General features: G+C 65.9%; 3 protein-coding genes. 2 read left to right on the forward strand and 1 reads right to left on the reverse strand.

The features are described 5' to 3' along the window. A partial coding sequence (gene recN / locus ABNS06_RS07460; protein ID WP_348673597.1) for a DNA repair protein RecN occupies window positions 1-1,354 on the forward strand: 1,354 nt, incomplete at its 5' end. Between the two features lie 19 nt (window positions 1,355-1,373). Here the strand turns inward: recN and fur are convergent. Further along, window positions 1,374-1,793 carry a ferric iron uptake transcriptional regulator gene (gene fur, locus ABNS06_RS07465; protein WP_348673599.1) on the reverse strand — a complete coding sequence of 140 codons (420 nt, stop codon included), beginning with the start codon at window positions 1,791-1,793 and terminating at the stop codon, window positions 1,374-1,376. 75 nt (window positions 1,794-1,868) lie between these two features. Between fur and bamE the strand changes: the two genes are divergently transcribed. Beyond that, the gene (gene bamE / locus ABNS06_RS07470) at window positions 1,869-2,219 is read left to right on the forward strand and encodes an outer membrane protein assembly factor BamE (RefSeq protein WP_348673600.1); all 351 of its coding nucleotides are present in this window, start codon (window positions 1,869-1,871) and stop codon (window positions 2,217-2,219) included. Window positions 2,220-2,321: the final 102 nt, after the last annotated feature.

Genomic DNA, 2,321 nt, shown 5'->3' on the forward strand with positions numbered 1-2,321 from the left:
CAACGGCTCGCCGAGCAACATTCGCAGCCTGCGCGAACTGGGCGAATACCTGGTCGACATCCACGGCCAGCATGACAGCCAGCGCCTGCTCGACGCCGCCGAACAACGCAACCTGCTGGATGCCTACGGCAAGCACGACGCCGCGAGCAACGCCGTGCGGGAGCGCGCCAAAGCCGTGCGTGACAGCCGGCAGACGCTGGCGGACCTGCAACAGGCGGACAAGCCCAGCGCCGCGGAAGTCGAATTGCTGGAGTTTCAGCTCCAGGAACTGGAAACGGCGCGACCCGAAGCCGGCGAGTTCGAGCAACTGGATCAGGAGCAGCGACGTCTGGCCAACGCGGAGCAGTTGATGCGCGACGCCGCCACCATTGTCGACCTGCTCGCCGAGGCCGAGGACGGCGCGGCGATGGAGCGCAGCGGCAAGGCGCGCGATCTGCTCGCGGACCTGGAAACGATGGATGCCTCACTGGGCGAGGCGCGGGAACTGGTCGAATCGGCCACGATCCAGATGGAAGAAGCCGCCGGCATGGTCAAGCGTGCGCTGGAAAGCATGGAGCTGGATCCGGAACGATTGCAGATCGTCGACGACCGACTCACCGAACTGCACCGGCTGGCACGCAAGCACGGTTGCAAGCCCGATGAGCTCCCGGAACGGATCGAATCGCTCCAGGCCCGCCTGGGCTCGGCCAGACATGCGGACGATCGCGCGTCCGAATTGCTGGCGCAGATCGCCGCTGCCGAACAGCACTACGCCCAGGCCGCCGATGCACTGACGCAAGCCCGCAAGAAGGCGGCGCCCGGCATGCAGCAGGCCATCACCGGCATCGTGCAAACATTGGGCATGCCGGATGCGCGGGTCTCGATCGGTGTCGAGCCGGCGGAACAGCCATTCAGCCCCAACGGCCAGGACCGGGTTTCGATCCTGATCGCGGCGAATCCCGGCCAGCCGCCCCGCCCGATCGCCAAGGTCGCATCAGGCGGCGAGCTGTCACGACTGGCGCTGGCGATCCAGCTCGTCGTGCTGGGTGACGAGGCCGCGCCGACGATGATCTTCGATGAGGTCGATGCCGGCATCGGCGGCGCGGTGGCGGAGATCGTCGGCCGCCGGCTGCACGAACTGGCGGCAGGCCGACAGGTGCTCTGCGTCACGCATCTGCCGCAGGTCGCCGCGCAGGGCAACCTGCAATTTCACGTCAGCAAGCAGTCGGATGCGGACAGCACCCACACGCAGGTGGAACGGCTGGCCGAAACCCGGCGCGTGGAGGAAATCGCCCGCATGCTCGGCGGCGTCGAGGTGACCGAGCGCACGCGCGCGCATGCGCGGGAAATGCTGGGTCTGGCCGAAAGCGCCTGAGCGGGCCAGCGACCTCAGTTCAATCCTTGTCGGACTGCGCCTCCGGACTCAGACCGTAGATGACCAGGCTGTGATCGGTCATCTTCCAGCCATGTTCCTCGGCGATTTCGCGCTGGCGCTGCTCGATCACCTCGTCGACGAACTCCACGACCTGACCGGTCTTCATGCAGACCATGTGGTCGTGATGCGGGCCGTCGTCCAGCTCGAATACGCTCTGGCCGCCGTCGAAGTTGTGGCGGGTCACGATGCCCGCGGCCTCGAACTGCGTCAGCACGCGATAAACCGTGGCAAGGCCGATTTCCTCGCCCAGATCCAGGAGGTTCTTGTAGACGTCCTCGGCGGTCATGTGGCGCTCGTCCGCCGACTCCAGTATCTCGAGGATCTTCAGCCGCGGGAGCGTGACTTTGAGTCCAAGTTTTCGCAGGTCTTGAGATTCCACAGGGTCGCTACTCCGCAATGCGCATTGCCAAGCGTGTATTATCGCACGTCCTCAACTTCGCTCTCTCGATCCGCCATGATTCGAACGGTCGTGCTCGCCGGCGTGCTGCTGACCACCGGCTGCCATTTCGTCTACAAGCTGCCCGTGAACCAGGGCAACGTCATCGAACAGGATCAGGTGGAGCGGCTGCAGGTCGGCATGACCCCGGAACAGGTCGAGTTCCTGATGGGCAGCGCGCTGGTCAAGAGCGATCTGCGCGACACGGTCCGCTGGGACTACGTGTCCTACTACCGCAGCCCCCGCGACAAGGAGCTGCGCCGCGTGGTCACCGTGGTGTTCCAGGGCGGCAAGGTCTCCGAGATCATCGGCGCCTCCACCGACGCCGACCGCGAACAGTCGCAGCCGGTCGATCCGCCGCCGACCTGATCGGCGACCTGATCGGCGACCACCACCGGGCGATCGATCAGTCCGTTTCGTCCTTCGCTTTCTGCGCCCGCTTGCGGCGCGCCGCCTTCGGATCCGCGATCA

It is taken from the genome of uncultured Abyssibacter sp. (assembly GCF_964000955.1).
Classification (GTDB): Bacteria; Pseudomonadota; Gammaproteobacteria; order Nevskiales; family OUC007; genus Abyssibacter.